Below are 18,474 nucleotides of genomic sequence, written 5' to 3' on the forward strand. Positions count from 1 at the left end.
GTGGAACACATCATTACTTTCATTTTTTCGCAGCTAAGAAGGTAAGAATCTAACAGTATTTGGAGTTTTAACAAAGGTAATAGAAAGTAATGTGACAAGATACACAGTCGATATAAAATGCGACGTAATTGCTGGTTTTGGTGGTTGGTCAATCGTTCCGGAAATCCACTTCGCTTTCCGTGGGCTCGCGATGAGCCTCCTCGATCGCAAAGACCGCTCTCTGCGGGGTCTCATCGTCTTCGCTTTCCCACAGGAGTCTCCGTGGATTTCCTTTACTGGGGTTTGTGCTTAAAAATTTCAATTTACTTTATCACTGGTTGCTTTTATTATAAAATAGCCTTCAATTTATGGCAGTTGATTGGAGCGGAGGGCAGTCGACTCCTGCGGGAGGATAGGCATAGGTGAGACCCCGCAGTGCGGAGCACGAGGAGGCTCACCAGCCGCCCGCGGAAAGCGACTGCCCGCAGCGGAAATCAACCAGCACTTACGTCGTAGATCTAGCGACAACTTGGTTTTTCTTAGTTTAAGGGAAATATCTATGTGTTCAGGATGCATTTTACAAGGTGTTTATAGTAAACTATGGAGAAAGATAGTTGAGGACAAATCGGAGGTGAATGCATGGATTCAAAAATAATCCGAGATAAGGTAAAAGAACATTTTTCTTCTATGCTTGGAAGTGAAAAATTTGCGAAGTTTGCTGTTCTATTGCCGCTCATTCAAAAGGACAACGACACACATATACTTTTTGAGGTTCGTTCACACAAATTAAGAAGGCAACCGGGAGAAATTTGCTTTCCGGGAGGAAGAGTGGATAATCGGGACAAAACTGTTCAGTCTGCAGCGATCAGGGAAACAGAGGAAGAATTAGGGATTAGTAAACAGCAAATTTCTGATGTTTTTCCATTGGATTACCTGGTATCTCCGTTTGGAATGATTGTTTATCCACACGTAGGGTTCATTGATGGATCCGAATCTATCAAACCGAATCCAGCAGAAGTCGAGGAGGTATTTGCGGTACCATTGTCCTTTTTTCTCAAAACACGCCCGAAAATTTATTCCGTAGACGTTAAGATTGAACCAGAGGACGACTTCCCATTTGATCTAATTGTTGGTGGTCATGATTATAATTGGCGGACAGACAAAATTGACGAATATTTCTTTGTGTATGAAGATAAGGTCATCTGGGGCTTAACAGCAAAAATTCTAGCTCATTTTACTGATGTGATTAGCTAAAGCTTACTCGGAGAATAAATAAGACATAGGCCAAAAACATGGCTTATGTCTTAATTTCTACGTCAAGTATCTCCCGAATGTCTTCCTCGGTTAGCGTAGACGGTGACTTATCATTGGAATTTATGATTTCTTCAACGAGATGCCGCTTTTTCTCCTGCAGCTGATTCATTTTTTCTTCAATTGTTCCCCGGGCAACAAGCTTAATGACCTGCACAATATTTGACTGGCCAATTCGGTGGGCGCGGTCAGCTGCCTGTTCCTCGACCGCAGGATTCCACCAGATGTCATACAGGATAACCGTATCGGCGCCTGTAAGGTTGAGACCTGTCCCGCCTGCCTTCAAGGAAATAAGGAATATATTACGTTCTCCTGCATTGAATTGATTACTGATTTCTAGCCGTTCTTTTGATGGTGTTTGGCCGTCAAGGTAGAAAAAAGGCAGACCTTCAGTGGATAATTCCCTGCCGATGAGTCCAAGCATTTTGGTGAATTGGGAGAAAATCAGTACCCTTCTGCCAGCTTGCCTTGATTCCTCTACAATCTGCAGCAGCTGCTCGAATTTTGCTGAACTTCCTTTATAATCGTCCACAAATAAAGCTGGATGACAACAAATCTGCCGTAAACGGGTTAGACCGGCTAGAATCTTAATCCGATTTTTCCGGAGTGTATCTTTGTCAAGATGCTTCAATGTGTCATGACGCAGTTTCGCTAAATAAGCGGCATACAGCTTCTTCTGTTCGGGGTACAGCTCCATGGAATCTGTTGTCTCCACTTTTTTAGGGAGCTCTGAAAGTACGTCTTCTTTTAACCTGCGAAGTAAGAACGGACGGATCCTTCGGGCAATCTTTTTCCTTGAGAGATTACTGTATTCCTTTAACCCCTGAAACAGCTCAGGAAAGACAACGTGGAAAATGGACCACAGCTCTTCTTGTGAATTTTCCACAGGTGTACCCGTAAGAGCGAAGCGATAATCTGCCTGGATATTCTTAACTGCTCGAGCCGTTTGGGTTAAAGGGTTTTTAAATGCCTGTGCCTCGTCAAAGAATACGGTTTGAAAGGCTTGTTTCTCGTACCATTTTATATCTGTCCGCAGCAGTGGATAGGAGGTAATGACAACGTCCATATCCATGACGTCTTTCTGAATAGTGACTCGTTCTGCTTTATTACCATCTACAACCTTGGCGTTTATATCTGGAGCAAATTTGATGATTTCATTCAGCCAGTTATACGTCAAAGAAGATGGGCAAACAATCAGGGCGGGAAGCTTCTTTTTCCGGATGTTTGGCAACTCTGACAGAATGAATGTAATGCTTTGGAGTGTTTTACCCAGTCCCATGTCATCGGCCAGAATTCCGCCAAAGCCATAGCTTGCAAGTTTTTTCATCCATTTGTAGCCGTCTTTTTGATAGTCTCTTAAGATTGACTCTAGACTATTTGGCACGGTAAACTCCAAACTGTCAGGATTGCGAATGTCTTCCAGGAACTGATGAAACGATTCCTCTGACGTGAATACATTATTATCATCAATAGAATCAAGCGCATGAAGTCCCTGGATGACTGGTATATTCAAGCCACTTACCAGATCTTTATCCTGAGCTGGAACCGCATTTAGAAAACGATGAATTTCTTCAAATTCTTTGGTCTCCAATGAGAGGAGGGATCCGTTACGTAACCGATAGTATTTTCGTTTTTCTTCTAGTGCCTCCAAAATTTCGCGGATGTGTTTTTCGTGAATACCCTCCATTTCAAACTTGAATTCCAGCCAATTTGTTCGTTCCTTGTTGACCTTGACTCTAATTTTTGGAATGGATTTTCCTTTCGTAATCCTATTTCTTACAGCCGTAGTGGCATAGAGTTGAACAAGCTTTTGCAGTTTCGGAACAACGTGGTACAAAAACTGATACTCCAGCTCTTCATTGTGTAAAAAGTACCCGCTATCAGTCTTAGCAGACATACTTTCTTCCATCAGATTCAGTATCTCGTCTTCCTTCTCCACATCCCTTATAAATAAGGATCCCCCCGGTAATTCGCGACTTTCCAACGGATTAATCACCGTGTTTTCATAGTGGAATTCGAGCCCAGCGAGCAGTCGGTTTTTCACGCGATCCAAGTATAGCTTGGCAATCAAGGGTGACTTCCTAACATGGCTGGACATAGCATCAGTTAGTTTGACATCCCCAATTTTTTTCAAGCTTGGAACTACTTTTTCCAGGAAGGAATTCAACTGCTTATCTGAAATTGGAATTTGATCCGTTTCTGAAGCCTCTAGCATATGTTTTAGCTCAAAAAGGCGTAGACAATCCTCGCTTCTCAGCTTGGTTAATGTTCCGGTAGACAGAACAGAGCTATATGAATTCAATACAACCATCCCGTTAAGCCCTTTGATCTGAAGCTGAAAGTTTTTATCAGCTGTTTCATTAAAATAAAACTGTAATGGAAGCTTTTTGTCCGATAAATGTAAGCCATCATACGTATTTTCGTTATACACTATTTTCACCAAAGGAGCCTTTGTAAGCAGAAGGGTCAGCTGTTCCCAGGAAGATGGTGGAATGATCAACGTGCTGGTATTAATTACTGGGTCGGGTTTGTCACCATAAATCTTCTCATCATCAATCACCTGGATAAGTTTCTGAATAACAGCATCTGTTTCTGCTTGAAAACAATGAAGATTAGGACTGTATGTAAATGAACTCGATAGCGCGCTTGGGCTGCCCACTTTCACATGCTCCAGAAATTGCCGGATGTTTTGCACATTGGTTTGACCGACTTTTATTTCTATTCCAAACATGTATCGCGATTTGTTCATGATGACGGGTTTACAAGTAAATGTTGCATCAAGCACTTGTCTGTTTTCAAAGTGAAGTTGATGACCACTTGACCGCACAGGTTGCCCATCAAAGAGCGTCATTAACCCGTTTGTAAGCTCCTGATTTTTCCCGTGATTTGTATTTGCATCCCAGCCGTGGCGCTGCTGGTCATAAATTGCCAGTAGAACAGCCGCAATATGCTGACAATCACGTTTAAAAGAAGGTAACGTTGGACAGCTACATTTGGAACGAAAGCTTCCGTTACTTTTTCTTTCAATGGTGACATGGAAATCATCAGCCCCTCTAACGATTGCCTGGCAAATGTCTGGGCCATAATTAGTAAATGTTACTTTGTTAGCGCGATAAAAAGAGTCTCCTTTTTTGAAGGAGACTGTACCGCATAATTTTTCAATGATTTTATAATCTAATTCTATATTCATATGCCTCGCTCCTTCTAAGGATATTTCGTTACCCGCACAAGTCTGTTTTACAAAATCTAATTAACATGATTGTATCACAGAATTGTTTATTCCTAACCTTTCACACTTTTGGGCGAAAGCACATATTATTTATTAGAGGTGGTGGAGGATGAACAAATTAATTGGTAATGTAGAACGCGATCCTGTTGCAGTAGAACAAGAGGAATGGAAAAAAAGACAACGAAGAAATCGATTTAAACAGGTGCTTACAATATCATCTCCTATTCTTATCTTAGTTTTGTGGGAATTTTTATCCAGAACTGGTCTGGTGGATGCTCGGTTTTTTCCAGCGCCAACGGAGATAATCGGAACGCTGTTTACGATGGCAACAGAAGGAGAATTATTTAGCCATATTGGAATATCACTTTTTAGGATATTCGCCGGCTTTATACTAGGTGTGATACCAGCAATTGTTCTTGGACTTTTGATGGGATTGTATTCACCATTACGGCATTTTCTTTCTCCGCTAGTAATGGCACTAATGCCTATTCCAACACTAGCATTATTACCGATTATTTTAATGATATTTGGAATTGGGGAAGTATCCAAAATCGTAACAATTGCAGGAAGTGTATTTTTTCCAGTCATTATTAATACGGTAGCCGGTGTTATAAATATAGATAGGACGTATTTGGATGTTGCGAAAAACTATGGAGCTAATTCGAAAGACTTTTTCTTTAAAATTGCTCTACCTGGCTCTCTCCCAGTTATGATAGAAGGCATTCAAATGGGGCAGGCGATTGCGCTATTGACAATTGTAGCAGCGGAAATGATGGGTGCAAACTCTGGTATCGGTTATTTAATCTGGACCTCATATAGTGCCTTTTTACTAAATGAGATGTATGTGGGTCTTGTATTAATCTCGTTCTTTGGATACATGTTCTCCCTTATTTTAAGAGGAATCCAGAAGAAATTATTGCCATGGAAATAGGTTAATAGAGAGGTGATACGGTGACAAAGGAAACGAAAATTTCAATCAACAATCTGACAAAAGTATTTTATAAGAAAAATAGAAATGTTACAGCTGTAGAGGATGTATCAATAGACATAAAAGATGGAGAGTTTGTCTGTCTGATTGGGCCAAGTGGCTGTGGAAAGACAACTTTACTTCGGATTCTTGCAGGATTAGAGAAACCAAGTATTGGCGACTTTTCTATCGCACAGGCTAAAAAGGATCGTCCTTTACAATCAATGGTTTTTCAGGAACAAGGTGTCATCCCTTGGTTAACTGTTGAAGAAAATGTGGCCTTTGGACTCAATATGAGGCATTTGCCCAAAAAGGTTGTAAAAGAAAGTACGTCCTACTATTTAAAAAAAGTTGGTCTTGAGAATTTTAGAAAGCATTTTCCAAAAGACCTGTCGGGGGGAATGAAACAGCGGGTGAGTATAGCGCGTGCCTTTGCAAATGACCCAGAGATTTTATTAATGGATGAACCTTTTGCTGCATTAGATGAGCAGAACAAATTTATTCTCCAGGACGAATTATTAACGATTTGGGCAGAGACAAAGAAGACTGTTCTTTTTATTACACATAGCATTGATGAAGCATTGTTGCTGAGCGACAGAATCTTATTAATGAGTTCCCAGCCAGGCAAGATTATTGATGAAAAAATTATCGATTTACCACGGCCGAGAAATATGGAACAGATACGTGCTAATAAAGAGATGGCAAGCAGCTTTGTGGAAATATGGAATCATCTGCATGATGAGGTACAAGGATCAAGAATATAGCTTATGAGAGGAAAGTTAACATGGGGAAATTTAAAATTTTGTTTTTACTTCCATTGTTTTTGTTCGCACTAGTTATTAGTGGCTGTTCTTCAAATTCAGATGACAAGGCCGATAGCAACAAGGATATTAATGATGAAGTAAGTGAAGATAATCCTTCTGGAGATTTGGCACCACTTGAAGAGACAGCAACAGTAGTGATTGCAGAAGATGGTTCGGCATCAGGAGCTGGCTTTTACATTGCAAAAGAAAAAGGTTACTTTGAAGATTATAATATTGAAGTAGAGTTCGCCAAATTCGCAAACAGTGACGATATGCTGCCGGCGCTTGCTTCTGGTGAAGTTGATATTGCAGGAGGAATCTCGTCTGCATCATTCTTTAATGCGATTGCTCAGGGAATTAACGTTAAAATAATTGCGGATAAAGGACACAATATTAAAGGAGATTCTTACTTTTCATTCGTAATAGACAAAGATTTGCAAGATGAAATGAACAACTACGCTGATTTTAAAGGAAAGCGTATTGCTGTTTCTACTGAAAATGCTGTGGATGATTATATTTTCAGGAAAATGATTGAACATGGAGGCTTAACAGAGGATGACGTAGAATTTGTGCTGATGTCTGACTTTGGAAACATGCTCGCGTCCATTGCAAATGGTTCGATTGATGCAGCTCTCCAAATTGAACCATTACTTACACAAGGAATTGAAGAAGGTATCCATGTTCGCTTCGGAGATACAACTGACTATGCGCCAGAAGCACAAATTGCGATGGTGCTTGGATCACCTAACTTTATCAATGAAGAACAGGATGTTTCCTTACGATTTATGGCTGCTTATTTAAAAGGTGTACGTGATTACAACGATGCTTTTATAAAAGGTGAAGGCAAAGATGAGATTATTAAAATTATGACAGAGCACACGCCACTCGAGGATCCGGAATTATGGGGAAAAGTTTCCGTTACAGGATTGAATCCGAATGGCGAAATGTTTGTTGATGATATAAAGAGTCAATATAAAATGTATAAGGAAAATGGGGCTATCCGAGGAGAACTAGATTTTGGGAAAGCAATTGATACCTCCATCACGGAAAAAGCGGTAGAGATTATTGGGGAGTATAAATAAATTATTTTTGCAGAAGACGGAAGTAAATGCTCTCGTCTTTCTCTTTCATTTACTAGGGGACAAGCCATGGTATTTGTGACACGAGAATTAATGTTAAAATAAGTATAGAGATAAAATGAAACGAAAATCTGTGTTAATGAAGAGATTTAGCTAATTAAATAAGAATCGCCTTCCCACTGTTTAGGGTTGCGATTCTTATATTTGTTTCGATACAATATGTCTTTTTTACTTTTTGTCTTGCGGGTTCGTAAATCAAGCTGAGCAAAAGGGCTTCTGCTATTTACCGGGTTTGGCCGGCCTTCCCGTATCCGTTTCTCCCGTTGTCTACGGGCATAAGATTTTCCCATGATATCATCCTCCAAATTAAAGTTAAGCCTATTATACATGGATTATTGAAATTTATATAGTGACTTGGTGGGACACTTCGGAAATCAAATCCAATTTTGCTATAATAGATTCTAACAGATACCTTTGGAGAGGGTTTTAATCATGATAACTAGCTGGTGGAGTGAAGAAACAGATTATATTACTGTTTTTGGTGTGAATCATATTATTTACCTAGTTATTGTAATAGCTGCTTTATTCGCACTCCTGCTCAATCGAAATCGGGTAAAAGCGAACCCAAATAAAATTGGTAATGTAATTTTAATAGTATTGATTATACAGCAGATTTTGCTCTATTCCTGGTATCTCATAGAGACGGGCTTTAACCTTTCTGAATCGCTCCCCCTTCACATTTGTCGAATTTCTACCTTGCTTGGTATGTATTTTCTTCTAACAAAAAATAAAAAGGCACTTGAAATAATGTTCTACTTTGGACTGTATGCATATGGGTCATTTTTATACCCGCAACGGATTTATCCGGTCTACCATGTGATTGGTATTTCATTTGTTGTAAACCATGCTGTGACTATTTTATTGCCGTTTTATGCCTATATTGCTTATAACTGGAGGCCGAGGTTCAGTGGGGTAATAAGGTCCTATTTCATTTTTCTGCTATATTTCGTTGGGGTGTATTTTCTAAACCCTGTAATTGATGGCAACTATTTTTATCTGAAATACCGCCCCTTTTTCAAAGAATGGCCAGAGGAAGTTTATATAGCAGGGGTGCTCGTGGTGACTTTTGTTGGGTTTTGTTTAGCCTTTTCTCTAGTAAGAGCAATTCCTAAAAGTAAAAAGGAGAGTGTTAAAAAATGAAAATTCCTAACGCATTTCAGGAGAAGATAATCGGCTGTTTTGGTGACGATGGTAAGGATTGGTTACATACATTAGAAGCAAAAATTCAATCTTATCTAAAGAATTGGGATCTCACTTCTATCGGGCCGGTATCAAATCTCTCTTATAATTATGTGTTACGAGTGTTGGATTCAGAAGTAAAGCCGTGTATTTTAAAACTGGGAGTACCGGGATTTGATTTTCAAAATGAGGTTCGAACCGTTCACTTATATAATGGAGAAGGTTGTGCAAAACTATTAAAAGCAGACTCGGAAAATGGCGCGATACTTCTTGACCAGCTTGTACCAGGAACGATGCTTTCCGAGGTAGAGGATGAATCTATCGTTATCAGGCACTACATAAAGGTGTGGGAAGCTATCCGGCGGCCGTTACCAGAGGGCAATTCCATGCCAATGATAAGTGACTGGGTTACTAGTATTACAAGATACCGGGCTAGTGACCAGAATGGTGATAGTCCAATTTCCGAGTCTATTTTAGATTTGGCTGAAAGGTTTTTTCATGAGTTGATTGAAACAGCAGAACCTGAATTGCTTCATGGTGATTTGCATCATGAAAATATTTTGTATTCTGAGCGGCATGGTTGGATGGCCATTGACCCAAAGGGAGTGGGAGGCGATCCGTATTTTGACCTCATATCCTTTCTATTCAATCATCTGCACGAAAAAGAAAATCCAAGGGCGCTGCTGAAATACCGGATAGAAGCTTTTTGTGAACACTTGGACCTCGACCGTGAACGGTTGCTGAAAGCTGCTATATCCATGTCTACTCTTTCTGTTTGCTGGAGTTTAGAGGATAATGATCCAGATTGGGATAAAACATATCAGTGTACAAAGTGGCTAGTGGAATTCATGGATGATTAAGAGTGACAGAAACGAAAAAGCGAAGGTACAGTCCCCTTCAAAATACGTAGTATTTAGTGGGGGTTAACCTTCGCGGTCTTGTTCTTTACAAAATTTCATCCTTATTTGTTGCTTTAATTTTCAGAGGGTTATATAATTGGGAACAACAGTTCTCGTTAAGGGGTGGCTTCCATGGAACAAACAAAAACGATTAAAAATAAAATTTTATCACATGGAAGCACTGCTTTCGAACCTACACTTCTTGTTTATCGTCATGCGCTAGGTTTCATTGTAGAAGTAATCGAAAAAGAGTATTCCCTTTTGGGAGGTTTACTAACAAAAGAATTGACTCCGGCCGTTGAAAAGTTCATCCATCGAACAAAAAATAACCCCACCCCGAAATACAACTTTACAAGTAATTTTTATAAATTTCCTTCTTACCTTAGAAGATCAGCGATTTCGAAAGGTTTCGGTATCGTAAAAAGTTATCGTTCAAACCTTCAAAATTGGGAAGATGAAAAGTCTAAGGCACATGCTGAAGGTAAGGTTTTCAAGAAAAAGCCTCCGGTTTTACGTGTCGAACACGACGCGTTTCCGGTACTTTATAAAGGAAATATGTTTAATCGTCTTTCTACTGATCAAGCAGAAATTAAAATTCACAAAAATAACGACTGGGTCTGGGAGATAATCACCTTTAACGATAAAAACCTTAAAAATAGAGGAATCATGGACTGGAAAGAAAACAATCCTACGCTTGTAAAAATCGGTAAAAAATGCTTTATAAACTTCTCTTATACGAAAGAAATAAAACTCAAGAAAACAAAAATTATAGATCAAATCATTGTTTCTGTTGATCTTGGGCTGACCAATTCTGCAGTTTGCTCTGCAATGTATTCAGATGGCACTGTCATTGGAAGGAAGTTTATTAATCAACCAATAGAAAAAGACCGGATGAACACACTTGTTGGAAAGCTCAAAAAAGCACAGCGCAATTCAGGTTTTATCGAAGCGCCAAATTATTGGAAAAAAATCAATGGATTGCAAAACCATATCAAAGTAAATACGGCATCTGAAATTATAAAGTTTGCTGAAACTTATGATGCAGATGTCATTGTATTCGAATACCTAGGAAAAATGCATATTCCTAAGGGCATATTTGGTGCGAAGAAATTACGTCATAAATTGCACCATTGGTGTAAGCTAGGGGTTCAATCAAAAGTAGAGGAAATGGCTCATTATCGTGGAATGCGCTTAAGACGGGTTAATCCTAAATACACGTCCTCTCTTGCTTTCGATGGATCTGGTGAAGTGAAACGTAATACTAAAAAAGACCTTGCCACCTTTCAAAATGGCAAAGTCTATCACGCAGATTTAAGTGCTTCCTACAACATAGGAGCGAGGTATTTTATTAGAGAAATTCTTAAACCCTTTTCTGAAAAGAAGAGGTTAGCAATTCAGGCAAAAGTCCCCGAATTACTAGCTAGAACTCGGCTGACATTGGCTTCATTAATTAGCTTACATCAGGCTCTACGCACCAACGGTGCGAAACCAGCGTGACGTTTGCTGTATTTAAGTCAATCGAAGCTCCATCAAAATCTTCGATTTAGGGGGAGAGGTTCACAGAGTACTACTATGATAAATTAATGAGCATCCATACAGGTGGGTACCAAAAGGAATCGAATAGATCCTACCACTATCATCCCTATGAACCAACTCAATACAGTGCATTAGAAGTTTTATTTGACAGCTATGAGTTGAAAAGCAGCGATCATATGGTTGACTTTGGGTGTGGCAAGGGTAGGCTGAATTTCTTTGCTAATTACTTCTATCAAGCACACGTTACAGGTGTGGAAATGGACCCAACGTTCTACCAGATAGCAATTGAAAATCAGAGTAGTTATAGGATAAAAAATAAGCAAAGTAACGATAAAATTCATTTCCATTGCTGCCTAGCAGAAGACTATCATATTGATCGCCTGGACAATCGGTTCTATTTTTTTAACCCATTTTCAAAAGAAATTTTCATGAATGTCGTTAATAATATATTACGCTCAGTGGAAGTTTCAGAACGGGAAGTGGACCTGATAGTATACTATCCTTCAGACGATTATATCTTTTATTTGGAGAATGATACGGTTTTTAAGTTGAAAGAGGAGATCAGGTTGCCGGGTTATAAAGATGATTCATATGAGCGCTTTTTGATCTATCGTCTAAACTAGAGATGATTCATTTTATCCCCTCTAACAAAATAATTCTCATTTAGGCTAAATTAGTTTATTATTTTATGTAGAAGCTTTAAAGAAAGTTGGTCATTTATGTCTGAGGAAAACCAAAATATTACGAGGATACATATAGATGGTAAGGAACTTATACTTATTGGAACTGCCCATATATCAAAACACAGTGCGGAACAGGTAAAGGAAGTTATTGAAGCTGAAAACCCAGATTCTGTTTGTATAGAGCTTGATGAACAACGATATCAATCGATTATGGATGGAAATAAATGGCGTGATATGGATATATTTAAAGTTATTAAAGAAAAGAAAGCAACACTACTTTTAATGAATCTTGCAATATCCTCTTTTCAACGTCGTATGGCAAAACAATTTGGAATTAATGCGGGTCAAGAAATGATTCAGGGGATTGAATCAGCTAAAGCCATTAATGCTGATCTAGTGTTAGCTGATCGAAACATCCAAACAACCTTTTCTCGTGTATGGCGCGGGGTTGGGTTGAAGGGTAAGGGAATTCTCCTCATGCAGGTTATCGGTAGTATTTTTACAAAAGAAACAATTTCGGAAGAGGATCTGGAAAAAATGAAGTCTCAGGATATGCTGGATTCGATGCTTGCTGATATGACGGCAAATTTTCCAAAATTAAAGAAGCCTCTAATTGATGAGCGGGATCAGTATTTGTCCCAAAAGATTAAAGATGCACCGGGAAAAAAGATTGTTGCTGTCCTAGGAGCTGCTCACGTTCCTGGTATTAAGGTTGAAATAAATAAAGAACATGATTTAGAACGTCTATCTCAGGTTCCTCCCAAGTCAAAAGTGCCTAAAATTATTGCTTGGCTCATTCCAATTTTTCTTCTTTCGATTATTGCTTATACCTTTTATTCCAATCCAGATGCTGCACTTCAGCAAACAATTAGCTGGGTGCTATGGAATGGAAGCTTATCAGCAATTGGAGTTGCAATCGCTTTCGGACACCCACTTGCATTTCTTACTGCTTTTGTTGCAGCACCAATAACGTCGCTCGATCCAATTACTGCCGCTGGCTGGTTTGCAGGATTTGTCCAAGCCTATTTCGTCCGACCAAATGTAGGCGATTTTGAAAACCTTGCGGAAGATGTTCATAGTGTTAAAGGTTTTTGGAACAATAAAGTAACACGTATACTGCTTGTTGTTGTACTAGCAAACCTGGGTAGCTCACTCGGAACATTTATTGGTGGAGCTGACGTCATTCGTTTGTTTTTCGAAAACTTATAGAGAAATAGATGATGGGGGAATTACATGTATTTGATAGCTGAACATCCGTATGTAAAGGTTCAACGGGAAGTAAACAGCGTGGAACAAGTAAACATTGAACATGAACGTGTCATCTATTTGTATAACGATAGGATTGTCACCCAGCACCGCGTATTTTCTATTGAGGATGTACTTGATTTATCATACCGGGCGATTGGTGGTGAGGGAGGTCTGCTCTATTTACACACAACCGGAGGCCTATACACTTATACAGTGAAAACATCACCGCAGAAGTTTATTAATGCGTTTAAGGATTATTGGAAAAAATAATACGTTTTGGTAGTAAAAAGGATCCCTCGCAGCTAATTGCGCAGGGATCTTTTTAGTAGAATAGAAACGCATAGAGTTGTACGAACTTAAATGAATTCTGGTTTACTTCGCTGTTAACTTTCAGCTAATTTATCTGCAAATGCCTTCACATAAGGTGGTAAATCTGGTGGGCGGCGGCTTGATACGATGTGACCGTCAACGACAACGGGCTCGTCACTCCAATTAGCCCCGGCGTTAGTCATGTCATCTTTGATTCCAGGAGTGCTCGTAACGTTTTTCCCTTTTAAAATATCCGCTGAAATGAGTACCCAACCAGCGTGACAGATTTGACCAATTGGCTTTTTTGCTTCATCCATTTCCCGGACAAATTCCAGAACTTCAGGATAGCGGCGTAATTTATCTGGAGCCCATCCACCAGGAACAAGGATTGCATCATAGTCAGCAGCTTTTATATCCGTGAAAGCATATGCTGATTCAGCTGGTACACCATATTTTCCAACGTACGTTTTGTTTGCTTCTTTACCAACTAAATGGACTTTTGCGCCTTCTTCTTGCAGTCGTAGAACTGGATACCAAAGTTCTAGATCTTCAAAGTCATGTTCCACAAGTGCAATCACTTTTTTATTCTTAAGTCGCATGTAAATCCCCCCATACTATAATATTTCAAGTGTATCAGAGGTTAGATATAATTTCGATTTTCGTGTAATTAATGCTTCTATCCAATTTTAATAGTCATTACTTGAAGAAAAAAGCTTGTCCGATCTACTTACGAAAAAAACTAGTGGGTATCATGATGGATGCCCATGCATACGATATATAAACCCTGACATAGATGGAGGGAATATTGATGGATATTTTAAATAAGGTAAAGGGCTATAGGGAAGAAGAAAGAAGGCTTATGTGGGAAGGAACATTTGAAGAATATTTAGAGATAGTGAAGCAAAGGCCTGAGGTTGCCCAGACAGCACATTCACGCGTTTACAATATGATTAAAAGTTCTGGTTTGAAAGAACGAGACGGTAGAAAAATGTATCAGTTTTTTGGGGAAGGAATTTTTGGATTAGAGGATGCAATTGAGCGATTGGTCGAGGAATATTTTCATCCTGCTGCAAAGAGGCTCGATGTTCGGAAACGAATTTTATTATTAATGGGCCCTGTTAGTGGTGGTAAATCCACGCTTGTGACCATGATAAAGCGCGGTCTCGAACAATATTCTAGGACAGATGAAGGTGCAGTCTATGCAATTAAAGGCTGTCCGATGCATGAGGATCCACTTCATTTTATTCCAAGCCATTTACGTGAGGACTTTTTTGAAGAGTATGGGATTCGTATTGAGGGGAGCTTGTCGCCTCTGAATCAGCTGCGGCTTGACCAGGATTATGATGGTCGAATGGAAGATGTATTGGTTGAACGAATCTTTTTCTCTGAAGATAAACGTGTTGGCATCGGCACATTTAGTCCTTCAGACCCGAAATCACAGGATATCGCTGATTTAACAGGAAGTATTGACTTTTCAACGATTGCGGAGTATGGATCTGAATCAGACCCTAGAGCATATCGCTTTGATGGTGAATTGAATAAAGCTAACCGAGGAATGATGGAATTTCAGGAAATCTTGAAATGTGATGAGAAGTTTCTATGGCATCTATTATCTTTGACGCAGGAAGGCAATTTTAAAGCAGGTAGATTTGCTTTAATTTCAGCCGATGAACTTATTATCGCGCACACGAACGAAGCGGAGTACCGTTCGTTTATTTCGAATAAAAAGAATGAAGCACTTCATTCACGTATTATTGTCATGCCAATTCCGTACAATTTACGAGTAAGTCAGGAAGAACGGATTTATGAAAAAATGATTAACGAAAGTGATATGGCACATGTTCATATTGCGCCACATGCACTTAGGGTTGCAGCTATATTTTCCATATTGACAAGGTTGAAGGGTTCCAAAAAGCAAGGGGTAGACCTTGTGAAGAAAATGCGCCTTTATGATGGAGAAAATGTTGAAGGCTTTAACCAAGTGGATGTAGAAGAATTAAAGAGAGAGTATACGGAAGAAGGAATGGAGGGAATTGATCCGCGGTATGTGATCAACCGAATTTCGTCAACAATCATTCGTAAGGAAGTACCTGCAATTAATGCCTTGGATGTGTTGCGCTCATTGAAAGACGGACTTGACCAGCATGCATCGATCTCACAGGAGGATCGAGAAGACTTTATGAATTATATTGCTGTGGCAAGAAAAGAATACGATGAAATTGCCAAGAAAGAAGTTCAAAAGGCATTCGTATATTCGTATGAAGAGTCTGCTAAAACGTTGATGAACAATTACCTTGATAATGTGGAAGCATATTGTAATAAAAATAGATTGCGAGATCCGCTAACAGGAGAAGAAATGAATCCAGACGAAAAGCTTATGCGTTCGATTGAGGAACAAATTGGTATTTCGGAAAATGCAAAAAAAGGTTTCCGAGAAGAAATTCTCATTCGTATTTCTGCCTATGCGAGGAAAGGGAAGCGCTTTGACTATACGTCACATGAGCGTCTACGTGAAGCGATTCAAAAGAAACTATTTGCTGATTTAAAGGATGTTGTTAAAATTACGACCTCATCACAAACGCCAGATGAATCCCAGCTTAAAAAGGTTAACGAAGTGATTGCACGGTTAATTGATGAACATGGCTATAACTCCATATCTGCTAACGAATTATTGCGTTACGTAGGAAGCTTGCTTAATAGATAACTAGAGAACCTTGGAAAATAACAAGACTGATCATATTGATGTCTTGTTATTTTTTTACCCAAAAATCGAAAAACCGACAACAACTTGTTTGTAGTTGCATAAGCTAAAAAAAGAATAGATAGGAGAGGATATGGTGCAAGAAGAGAGTAAAGGTAGTTTTGTCGTATCCCAGGAAAATTGGTCCCTCCATCGTAAAGGTTTACAAGATCAGCAACGTCATATGGATAAAGTGAAAGATGCTATTAAAAATAATTTGCCAGATCTTGTTAGTGAAGAAAGAATTATCATGTCAAATGGTCGAGATGTTATCAAAATACCAATTCGATCCCTAGATGAATATAAAATACGCTATAACTATGATAAATCAAAGCATGTTGGTCAAGGGAACGGTGATAGTAAAGTTGGTGATGTTGTTGCACGTGAACCGGGTGGTGATGGGAAAGATGGTGCTGGAAATGGAAAACAAGCTGGAGATAAAGCCGGCACCGATTACTATGAAGCAGAGGTCTCACTTGCTGAGTTAGAAGAAGCCCTTTTCAACGAACTGGAACTCCCAAATTTAAAACAGAAAGAACAAGCTGAAATCATAAATGAAAAAGTTGAATTTAATGATGTCCGTAAAAAAGGACTTATGGGCAATGTGGATAAAAAGCGAACCATTTTAACAGCATTGAAACGTAATTCAAGAGAAGGAAAACCAGGAATCACGCCAATTTACAATGATGACCTACGTTTCAAAACGTGGAATAATGTAACAAAACCTGAATCAAAAGCAGTCGTGCTTGCAATGATGGACACAAGTGGATCAATGGGAACATTTGAGAAGTATATGTCTAGGAGCTTCTTTTTCTGGATGACGAGGTTCTTACGCTCAAAATATGAAACAGTAGATATTGAATTTATTGCTCATCATACGGAAGCAAAAGTAGTAACAGAAGAGGCCTTTTTTTCAAAAGGGGAAAGCGGTGGAACGATTTGTTCCTCAGCTTACACAAAGGCGCTTGAGCTAATTGACGAAAAGTACAATCCTTCACGCTTTAATATTTATCCGTTTCACCTATCAGATGGTGACAACATTGCATCTGATAACGCGAGGTGTATGAAGCTAGTTAAAGAGATGATGGAGGTTTCCAATATGTTTGGTTATGGCGAAATTAATGAACGAAGCCGTAACACAACATTAATGAACGCATTTAAAGCATTTGACAATCCGAAATTCCGTCACTACATCCTAAAGGAAAAACAAGACGTGTATCATGCAATGAAGAGTTTTTTCAGAAAAGAAGAGGCTACCGTTTAATTAGGAAGGGCATTCCCGGGTGGGGTGCCCTTTTGAAGTAGTTAATAGAGCGCAAAAGGTTACTGATGTAAAGGAATCTTATTTATCTGCAAGCTCAATCATGTATGCTGCTCGTTCATTTTTCAACGTGAAATGAGATCCATTAAATTGATAGGTTGTTGTGTCTTCGAGAGGTATTTCATATGACGGTAATGGGAGCTGTTCAAGTTTATTATCAGCGTTTTCTATCTTTCCCGTGCCGTTTAAATGTAGTGCATACTTAGCTACATAGTCGTCTATCGTTTCTGTATGTTCAATGTATGAAACTTTCTCTAATGTCATTAACGTCTCGTCATTATCCTCAATCTCTTGTTTTAAAATTTTAATATTTTTTCCAGTCCATTTACTCAAAGACTCGTTAAATTCCTCAATCGATATAGAATCTTGTTCCATGATAATCACCTCTATCGTATAGACTTTCCTTGATTTACAAAATGATGCAGGAATCATGTCGTAGTACGTGAAAAATATTTATTGACTATTTGGCAAATTAATGTAATATATGTATAAATCCACTGCTTCATTAATGATCCCTTCGTAAAGCTCTCTTAGACTCCTTTTTGAACCAATAAAACAGGACCTCTTAACTGTACAATAAAATTCCAATCCTAATTACAACCAATTTTAAATTTAAAGGAGAGAACCTCAAGTGGCATCTACTTATTCTGCGATAAAATGTCCTAACTGTAGTCGGACCGCAATTGAAGATGATTACTATAAAACGGGAGAACTATTCATTTGCTGTGATCGTTGTGGGTACAATTATTCAAAAGTTATTGAACATGAAACAATGGAGACAATAAATTATAAAGAAGAAATAATCGGTGGACATGGCGTCTTTATGGTAATTAAAAAAAGCAGCGGACGCGAATTAATTCTATTGGATGGTGAACTAAACGCCAATCAAATTGAAGAGTTCACAAAAGTATTCTTGGAAAGTGAAGTCGAGCAAGAGAATAGCTATCTAATTTACTTTGAAGGTGGAGCTTTCACAATTTTATTAGGTAACCCGCCTGAAGGTTTTCTTTTGCCTTTTGAAGAATCTCAAGAAAAAGAAATTAAAGAAACGATCTACTTCTCGGTGTAACCCCTAGAAAAAAGGATAATGATCTAAGAGATAGGATTAATACTAATGAGGTTAGTGGATTA

17 protein-coding genes are annotated in these 18,474 nt (G+C 38.9%); 13 read left to right on the forward strand and 4 right to left on the reverse strand.

What is annotated here, in order from left to right:
• The first annotated feature begins 618 nt into the window (after positions 1–618).
• Entirely contained in the window at positions 619–1,233 is a 615-nt protein-coding gene (locus CFK40_RS02045; protein WP_089530435.1) for an NUDIX hydrolase, read from the forward strand.
• A 43-nt stretch (positions 1,234–1,276) separates the two neighbouring features.
• On the opposite strand, the gene CFK40_RS02050 is transcribed toward CFK40_RS02045, so the two are convergent.
• Entirely contained in the window at positions 1,277–4,480 is a 3,204-nt protein-coding gene (locus CFK40_RS02050; protein WP_089530436.1) for a DEAD/DEAH box helicase, read from the reverse strand.
• A gap of 148 nt (positions 4,481–4,628) precedes the next feature.
• Here CFK40_RS02050 and CFK40_RS02055 point away from each other — a divergent pair, with 148 nt between their 5' ends.
• From CFK40_RS02055 to CFK40_RS02065, 3 genes are read left to right on the forward strand one after another with little or no spacing between them, the layout of a single operon-like run.
• Positions 4,629–5,450: an ABC transporter permease gene (locus CFK40_RS02055; protein ID WP_089530437.1), complete on the forward strand. Its 822-nt coding sequence runs from the start codon at positions 4,629–4,631 to the stop codon at positions 5,448–5,450.
• Between the two features lie 20 nt (positions 5,451–5,470).
• Positions 5,471–6,250 (forward strand): ABC transporter ATP-binding protein, encoded by a 780-nt coding sequence (locus tag CFK40_RS02060; protein ID WP_089530438.1) that lies wholly within the window; start codon positions 5,471–5,473, stop codon positions 6,248–6,250.
• Between the two features lie 20 nt (positions 6,251–6,270).
• A complete protein-coding gene (locus tag CFK40_RS02065; protein ID WP_089530439.1) occupies positions 6,271–7,371 on the forward strand; it encodes an ABC transporter substrate-binding protein in 1,101 nt (366 codons plus the stop codon).
• Between the two features lie 146 nt (positions 7,372–7,517).
• Here CFK40_RS02065 and CFK40_RS02070 read toward each other — a convergent pair whose 3' ends face one another.
• Complete coding sequence (locus CFK40_RS02070) at positions 7,518–7,718, reverse strand: hypothetical protein (protein WP_089530440.1); 201 nt, start codon at positions 7,716–7,718, stop codon at positions 7,518–7,520.
• 142 nt (positions 7,719–7,860) lie between these two features.
• On the opposite strand from CFK40_RS02070, the gene CFK40_RS02075 reads away from it, so the two are divergent.
• The 6 genes from CFK40_RS02075 (at position 7,861) to CFK40_RS02100 (ending at position 13,243) form a co-directional block, all read left to right on the forward strand.
• Entirely contained in the window at positions 7,861–8,568 is a 708-nt protein-coding gene (locus CFK40_RS02075) for a YwaF family protein (protein WP_089530441.1), read from the forward strand.
• Positions 8,565–9,467 (forward strand): aminoglycoside phosphotransferase family protein, encoded by a 903-nt coding sequence (locus CFK40_RS02080; protein WP_089530442.1) that lies wholly within the window; start codon positions 8,565–8,567, stop codon positions 9,465–9,467. The genes CFK40_RS02075 and CFK40_RS02080 overlap by 4 nt, the downstream gene beginning before the upstream one ends.
• 171 nt (positions 9,468–9,638) lie before the next feature.
• A complete protein-coding gene (locus CFK40_RS02085) occupies positions 9,639–11,003 on the forward strand; it encodes an IS200/IS605 family accessory protein TnpB-related protein (RefSeq protein ID WP_089530443.1) in 1,365 nt (454 codons plus the stop codon).
• 86 nt (positions 11,004–11,089) lie between these two features.
• Complete coding sequence (locus CFK40_RS02090; RefSeq protein ID WP_089530444.1) at positions 11,090–11,665, forward strand: SAM-dependent methyltransferase; 576 nt, start codon at positions 11,090–11,092, stop codon at positions 11,663–11,665.
• Between the two features lie 96 nt (positions 11,666–11,761).
• A complete protein-coding gene (locus tag CFK40_RS02095) occupies positions 11,762–12,934 on the forward strand; it encodes a TraB/GumN family protein (RefSeq protein ID WP_089530445.1) in 1,173 nt (390 codons plus the stop codon).
• 24 nt (positions 12,935–12,958) lie between these two features.
• Positions 12,959–13,243, forward strand: coding sequence for a hypothetical protein (locus CFK40_RS02100; RefSeq protein WP_089530446.1), 285 nt, complete (start codon positions 12,959–12,961; stop codon positions 13,241–13,243).
• A gap of 113 nt (positions 13,244–13,356) precedes the next feature.
• Here CFK40_RS02100 and CFK40_RS02105 read toward each other — a convergent pair whose 3' ends face one another.
• Positions 13,357–13,881 carry a type 1 glutamine amidotransferase domain-containing protein gene (locus CFK40_RS02105; RefSeq protein ID WP_089530447.1) on the reverse strand — a complete coding sequence of 175 codons (525 nt, stop codon included), beginning with the start codon at positions 13,879–13,881 and terminating at the stop codon, positions 13,357–13,359.
• Between the two features lie 209 nt (positions 13,882–14,090).
• On the opposite strand from CFK40_RS02105, the gene CFK40_RS02110 reads away from it, so the two are divergent.
• Positions 14,091–15,986, forward strand: a complete 1,896-nt coding sequence (locus CFK40_RS02110) for a PrkA family serine protein kinase (RefSeq protein ID WP_089530448.1) — start codon at positions 14,091–14,093, stop codon at positions 15,984–15,986.
• Positions 15,987–16,116: 130 nt separating this feature from the next.
• Positions 16,117–17,286, forward strand: a complete 1,170-nt coding sequence (gene yhbH, locus CFK40_RS02115) for a sporulation protein YhbH (RefSeq protein WP_089530449.1) — start codon at positions 16,117–16,119, stop codon at positions 17,284–17,286.
• A 78-nt stretch (positions 17,287–17,364) separates the two neighbouring features.
• Here yhbH and CFK40_RS02120 read toward each other — a convergent pair whose 3' ends face one another.
• Complete coding sequence (locus tag CFK40_RS02120) at positions 17,365–17,718, reverse strand: protein YmzB (RefSeq protein WP_089530450.1); 354 nt, start codon at positions 17,716–17,718, stop codon at positions 17,365–17,367.
• Between the two features lie 256 nt (positions 17,719–17,974).
• On the opposite strand from CFK40_RS02120, the gene CFK40_RS02125 reads away from it, so the two are divergent.
• A complete protein-coding gene (locus CFK40_RS02125) occupies positions 17,975–18,412 on the forward strand; it encodes a hypothetical protein (RefSeq protein WP_089530451.1) in 438 nt (145 codons plus the stop codon).
• The last annotated feature ends 62 nt before the right edge of the window (positions 18,413–18,474 follow it).

It is taken from the genome of Virgibacillus necropolis (assembly GCF_002224365.1).
Classification (GTDB): Bacteria; Bacillota; Bacilli; order Bacillales; family Amphibacillaceae; genus Virgibacillus_F; species Virgibacillus_F necropolis.